Below are 6,684 nucleotides of genomic sequence, written 5' to 3' on the forward strand. Positions count from 1 at the left end.
GCGGACTTCATGGGGGCGGGATGACGAGCTTCGAAATCGCGGAGGACTTCGCGCAGGACGCGCACTTGTTCGCGGAGCTGCTGCGCGCGGGCGGCCCGGTGCGCCGGGCCCGGATGCCCCGCGGCCTGGACTGCTTCATCGTCACGGACTTCGCGCAGGCGCGGGCGCTGCTCGCGGATCCCCGGCTGCAGAAGAACAGCGCGCGGGCCCGCGAGCTGTTCCTGGCCAAGCTGCCGCCCGGCGAGCTGGAGCAGGGCGGGCTGGCGCCGGACCTCAGCTTCCACATGCTCAACTCCGATCCGCCGGACCACACCCGGCTGCGCAAGCTGGTGAACAAGGCGTTCACGGCGCGCACCGTCGCCCGGCTGCGGCCGCGGGTCGAGGAGATCACCGCGCAGCTGCTCGACGGGCTGGCCGGGCGGGAGCGGGCCGACCTGCTACCGGCGTTCGCCGCGCCGTTGCCGATCACGGTGATCTGCGAGCTGCTGGGTGTGCGCGCGGAGGACCGGAACGACTTCTCGGCCTGGTCGAAGACGTTGCTGAGCTCGTCGGCGCCGCAGGACGCGCAGCACGCGGCGCAGAGCATGTTCGCCTACCTCACGGACCTCATCGCGCAGAAGCGCGCCGAACCGGCCGACGACCTGCTGTCGGACCTGGTGCACGCGACCGACGACGGTGACTCGCTGTCCGAGCCGGAGCTGGTCTCGATGGCGTTCCTGCTGCTGGTCGCCGGGCACGAGACCACGGTCAACCTGATCGCCAACGGCGTGCTCGCGCTGCTGCGCGAGCCGGAGCAGCTGGCCCGGCTGCGCGCCGAGCCGGAGCTGCTGCCCAACGCCGTCGAGGAGCTCCTCCGCTTCGACGGCCCGATTCACCTAGCCACGTTGCGGTTCACGGCGGAGCCGGTCGAGGTCGGCGACGTGACGATCCCGGAAGGCGAGTTCGTGCTCGTCTCGCTGCTGGGCGCGAACCGGGACGCCGAGCGCTACCCGGAGCCGGACCGGCTGGACATCACACGCGCGGCGGGCGGGCACCTGGCCTTCGGGCACGGCATCCACTACTGCGTCGGCGCGCCGCTGGCCCGGCTGGAGGCGGAGATCGCGCTGGGCGGGCTGCTGGCCCGGTTCCCGGACCTGGCGCTGGACGCGAAACCGGACGAGCTGGTCTACCGGAAGAGCTCGCTGGTGCACGGACTGGAGGCGCTGCCCGTCCGGCTGTGACGCGCCTCACCCGGTAGCGGCCGGGAGGCTCCTTCGCGCGTGGAAGCGTCGAGCCCGCGGAGGTGCGCGGGCCGTGGTGAGGGGGAGTCACCTTGAGAGCTTCACGCGCGTTGACGGTCCTGGCCGCCGTGCTCCTGGCGGTCGTGGGCATCGCGGTCCCGGCGACGGCGGCCGGTTACGACTTCCGGGGCGCCGCCGTCGTCGAAGGCGGGCCGTTCCTGCCGGGGGACCGGGTCACCGTCGAGTACACGGTCACGAACGCCGGCGAGACCGCCTACGTGGCCGGGGGCGTCGTCGACCAGCTGGGCGGCACACGGTTCCGGGTGGACTCGGGCCGGGGTGACCTGGGCCCGGGCGGGCCCGGCGGGTACTTCCAGGCCGGGGAGACCCGCGAGTTCGTGCTGACCGGCGGCTTTGTCACGCCGTACGAGGGCGACTCGCAGATCCGGCTTTCGCTGTCGCGGCTGGACGGGACGACCCCGCCGCTGGCCCCGGTCGACGTCGTCGTGCCGCAGGCCACGGGCACGACCACGATCGGCGGCCAGGCGTTCGCCGACGCGGACGAAGACGGCGTCGCCGACCCGGGTGAGGAGCTCGCGGGCGCGCACGTCCGGCTGAACGGGACCGAGACCCGCACGACCGGCGCCGACGGCCGGTACTCGTTCGGCGACCTGCCGCCGGGGACCTACGACGTCCGCCCGGTGGACGCGCCCGGCGGCTGGATCCTGGGCGGCGGCACGAGCGTGCGCGCGGACGGCACGACGCCGGTCGTCGACGTGCCGCTGCGGGCGCTGCGGCCGCTGGCCGAGACGCTGCACGCGGAAGTCTCGCTGGACAAGGACACCTACCGCGTCGGCGACGCGGCGGTGCTGACGGTGCGGCTGGCCAACACGGGCCCGCGCGTCGTTTCGGGTGTGTACGGCAGCTGCGACCGCGGTGACATCGGCCGCGCCCTCGACATCACGTCCGCCGGCTGGGGTGAACTGGACTACTTCGGCCCGGGCGCGACGGTCCGGCCGGGGGAGACCCGGACGTTCGAGGTGGCCGGCACGGTCACCGAACGCGCGGGCCGGTGGGGCGTCCTCGAGCAGATCTGCGACTTCACCCGCGACGAGGCCTACCTCGACGGCGCGCCCACCGCGCGGGACACTGCGAAGATCCTCGGTCTGGACGGCACCAGCACCGGCCGGATCGTCACCGAGACCGGCGAAGGCCTGGCCGGAGAACCCGTGACGGCCACCGACATCGACACCGGCCGGGCGCTCACCGCGACGACCGGCGCCGACGGGACCCTCACCATCGCCGGGCCCACCGGCCGCTACCGGCTGTCGGTGGCCGGCCCGTGGGTGCTGGTGGGGGACCGGCAGGTGTACGTCGTTTCGGAGGCCATGAACCAGAACGGCTGGGTGTTCACGAGGCAGCCGGCCTGAGCAGGTCACCGATCCGGTCAAAAGGAGGCCGACGCTCCCGCGGCGAGTGACCTTTGCCACGAATCATTCGGCCGTGACTGTGGTCGGATCGGTGACGAGCGGCGCAGTAGGGTCGGCGGATGGACTCCGCCGACCTTCTCGCGCTCGACGCCCAGCACGTGTGGCACCCCTACGCGCCGATGCCGGCGAAGGTGCCTTCGCTGCTGGTGACCGAGGCGAGCGGGGTGCGGCTGAAGCTCGCCGACGGCCGGGAGCTGGTCGACGGGATGTCGTCGTGGTGGTCGGCGATCCACGGGTACCGGCACCCGGTCCTCGACGCCGCCCTCGCCGCCCAGACCGGCCGGATGAGCCACGTCATGTTCGGCGGCCTGACCCACGAACCGGCGATCACGCTGGCGAAGACGCTCGTCGACCTGACCCCGGACGGGCTGGAGCACGTGTTCCTCTGCGACTCCGGCTCGGTGTCGGTCGAGGTCGCGGCGAAGATGTGCCTGCAGTACCAGCGTTCCCGCGGGCTGCCGGAGAAGCGCCGGCTGCTGACCTGGCGCGGCGGGTACCACGGTGACACGTTCACGCCGATGAGCGTGTGCGACCCCGAGGGCGGCATGCACTCGCTGTGGCGCGGTGTGCTGCCGGAGCAGGTTTTCGTGCCGATGCCGCCGGCCGGCTTCGACACGCCGCCGGATCCGTCCTATGTGGACACTCTGGCCGAGGCGATCGCCCGGCACGCCGGGGAGCTGGCCGCGGTGATCGTCGAGCCGGTCGTGCAGGGCGCCGGCGGCATGCGCTTCCACCACCCGGCGTACCTGCGCGTGCTGCGGGAGCTGACCGAGGCGCACGGCGTGCTGCTGATCTTCGACGAGATCGCGACCGGGTTCGGCCGCACCGGCGCGCTGTTCGCCGCGGAGCACGCGGGCGTCACGCCGGACGTGCTCTGCCTCGGCAAGGCGCTCACCGGCGGCTACCTGAGCATGGCCGCGACGCTGTGCACCCCGGAGGTCGCGGCCGGGATCTCCCGCGGGGAGCTGCCGGTGCTCGCGCACGGCCCGACGTTCATGGGCAACCCGCTCGCCTCGGCGATCGCGAACGCGTCGCTGGGCCTGCTCGCCGACGGCGGCTGGCAGCACGACGTCACGCGCATCGAGAAGGCCCTGCTGGACGGCCTCGCCCCGGCGCGCGACCTGGGTCCGGTGGCCGACGTCCGGGTGCTCGGCGGGATCGGCGTCCTGCAGCTCGACCACCCGGTGGACATGGCGGTGGCGACGGAGGTCGTCACGGAGCACGGCGCGTGGCTGCGCCCGTTCCGCGACCTCGTCTACACGATGCCGCCGTACGTCGCGACCGACGACGACCTCGCCGTGATCACCCGCGCGATGCTTGCGGTGGCGGAAAAGGCGTGAATTCAGCACATCGGGTGTGACCACGGGCACAGCGAGACCCGAAGGTCCCTCATCGTCGCTGTCCGTGCCGGAGCAAGATCCACACCACGCGATAGGCGGAGCCGCGTCGCGCGGCTTTCACCTGAAATGCCCGCCGGTCCCCACCGATCCGTACCGCGGCAAACGCGAGAAATGCTTGCGTAGCGGACTTTTTGCGGCGTTTCGGCGATCCTGCCCCCATGATCGAGATCGTTCGTGGTGAACACGACACCGGACCGCCGAAGCCCCCGAACCTCCTGGAGAACCTCAAGCACGACCTCCCGGCCTCCGTGGTCGTCTTCCTCGTCGCCGTCCCCCTGTCCCTCGGCGTGGCCTTCGCCGCCGGGGCGCCGTTGCTCTCGGGCCTGATCTCCGCCGTCGTCGGCGGGCTGGTCGCGAGTCTCTTCGGCGGATCGCCGCTGCAGGTCAGCGGGCCGTCCGCCGCCCTCACCGTGGTGCTGGCCGACACGATCGCCACCCACGGCTGGCCGGTCACCTGCGCGATCACGGTCGCCGCCGGCCTGCTCCAGATCCTCTTCGGGCTCACCCGCCTCGCCCGCGCCGCGCTCGCGGTGTCCCCCGCGATCGTGCACGGCCTGCTCGCCGGCATCGGCGTGACGCTGGTGCTCGGCCAGCTCCACGTGGTGCTCGGCGGGTCGGCGCAGGGTTCCGCGCCGGCCAACGTCCTCGCGCTGCCCGGCCAGATCGCCGCCCACCACGACCAGGCGGTGCTCGTCGGCGTGGTCACCCTCGCGGTGCTGCTGGTGTGGCCACGGCTTCCGCGTGTCGTCCGCCGCGTGCCCGCGCCGCTGGCCGCGGTCGCGCTCGGCACCGGCCTGGCCGTCGCGGCCGGCCTGACCCTGCCGCGGGTCGACCTCCCCGCCGGGCTGCCGGCCCTGCACGTCGTCCCGCAGCTGCCGGACGGCGGCTGGGCCGGGTTCGCCGCCGCCGCGCTCACCATCGCGCTGATCGCCGGCCTGGAGAGCCTGCTTTCGGCGGTCTCGGTGGACAAGCTCCGCGGCGGCCCGCGCACCGACCTCGACCGCGAGCTGATCGGGCAGGGCGCGGCGAACGTCGCCGCCGGCGCGCTCGGCGGGTTCCCGGTCACCGGCGTCATCGTGCGCAGCATGACCAACTACGAGGCGGGCGCGCGCACCCGGATGTCGGCGATCCTGCACTGCGTCTGGATCCTCGTCGCGTGCCTGCTGCTCACCGGCGTGCTGCGGCTGATCCCGCTCGCCGCGCTGGCCGCGTTGCTGGTGTACGTCGGGGCGAAGCTCGTGAACCTCCACGGGCTCAAGGAGGTCCGCCGCCACGGCGACCTGCCCGTGTACGTCGTCACGCTGGCCGGCGCGGTCGCCGTCAACCTGCTCACCGGTGTCGCCGCGGGGATCCTGCTGGCGCTCGCGCTGATGCTGCGGCGGATGATCTTCTCCGGGATCCACGTCGAGAAGGACGGCGACCGCCACCGCGTGGTCATCGAAGGCGCGCTGACGTTCCTGTCCGTGCCGCGGCTGACCCGCGTGCTCGCCGACGTGCCCCCGCACGCCGACGTCCGGCTCGAGCTGCTCGTCGACTACCTCGACCACGCCGCGTTCGACTGCCTGCGCGGCTGGCAGCAGGCGCACGCCGGGCCGGTGACGGTCGACGAGATCGGGCACCCCTGGTACGAGCGCGGCGGCTCGAGCGCGCCGACCGTGCGCCGCAGCGTGGCCGCGCGGGTGGTGCCTCGGTGGCTCGCGCCGTGGTCGCAGTGGCAGGCCGAGCACGTGGTGCTGCCCGCCCAGCGCACGGCGAGTTCGCTGCTGTGCCGCGGCGCGTCGGAGTTCCAGCGCCGCACCGCGCCGCTGCTGCGGGACACGTGGAGCGGGCTGGCGCACGGGCAGCAGCCGCACACGCTGTTCATCACCTGCGGCGACGCGCGGATCGTGCCCAACCTGATCACCACCAGCGGGCCGGGGGACCTGTTCACGGTGCGGAACATCGGCAACCTCGTGCCGCCGGCCGACGGCGACGACTCGTCGGTCGGCGCGGCGATCGAGTACGCCGTCGGGGTGCTCGGGGTCGCCGAGATCGTGGTGTGCGGGCATTCCGGCTGCGGTGCGATGAAGGCGCTGCTCGGCCGGGCGCCGGACGGGCTGGAGCAGCTCGGCAGCTGGCTGCGGCACGGTGAGGCGACGTTGCGGCGCCGGGCCCGCGAAGCGCCGTTGCTGCTCGGCGGTGACCGGCCGGCCGCGGAGGCCGACCAGCTCGCGCTGCAGAACGTGGTGCAGCAGCTGGAAACCCTGCGCGGCTACCCGGTGGTCGCCGGGGCCCTGGCACGCGGCGGTCTCCGGCTGACCGGGATGTACTTCGACGTCGGCGCCGCGCAAGTGTCCCTTTTGGACGATGCGGCCCGCGGGTTCGTCCCGGCGGGTGCGCTGGAGCACTGACCGGAGCGGTCTGCCGTGGCTGGTCGTGGGGGGGGGGGGGGGGGCCCCCCCCCCCCCCCCCCCCCCCCCCCCCCCCCCCCCCCCCCCCCCCGGTCCGCGGGGTCAGCAGTGGCCGAGGTCGGCCCACTGCGCGGTGAGGCCCGGCTCGGAGCCCTGCGTCCACCAGTTGGCCTGCCACAGGTGG

Annotated in this window: 4 protein-coding genes; all 4 read left to right on the top strand. The window is 73.7% G+C overall.

Translation table 11 applies throughout. From position 1 onward, the window contains the following. Nucleotides 1–20 precede the first annotated feature (20 nt). Entirely contained in the window at nucleotides 21–1,220 is a 1,200-nt protein-coding gene (locus tag ACZ63J_RS46845) for a cytochrome P450 family protein (protein ID WP_465408401.1), read from the top strand. A 92-nt stretch (nucleotides 1,221–1,312) separates the two neighbouring features. After that, complete coding sequence (locus tag ACZ63J_RS46850) at nucleotides 1,313–2,650, top strand: SdrD B-like domain-containing protein (RefSeq protein WP_465408403.1); 1,338 nt, start codon at nucleotides 1,313–1,315, stop codon at nucleotides 2,648–2,650. Between the two features lie 119 nt (nucleotides 2,651–2,769). After that, nucleotides 2,770–4,050: an adenosylmethionine--8-amino-7-oxononanoate transaminase gene (locus tag ACZ63J_RS46855; RefSeq protein ID WP_465408405.1), complete on the top strand. Its 1,281-nt coding sequence runs from the start codon at nucleotides 2,770–2,772 to the stop codon at nucleotides 4,048–4,050. Between the two features lie 218 nt (nucleotides 4,051–4,268). Beyond that, on the top strand, nucleotides 4,269–6,500 hold the full coding sequence (locus ACZ63J_RS46860; RefSeq protein ID WP_465408407.1) for a bifunctional SulP family inorganic anion transporter/carbonic anhydrase: 2,232 nt from the start codon (nucleotides 4,269–4,271) through the stop codon (nucleotides 6,498–6,500). The last annotated feature ends 184 nt before the right edge of the window (nucleotides 6,501–6,684 follow it).

This window comes from Amycolatopsis sp. NPDC104863, from assembly GCF_055582965.1.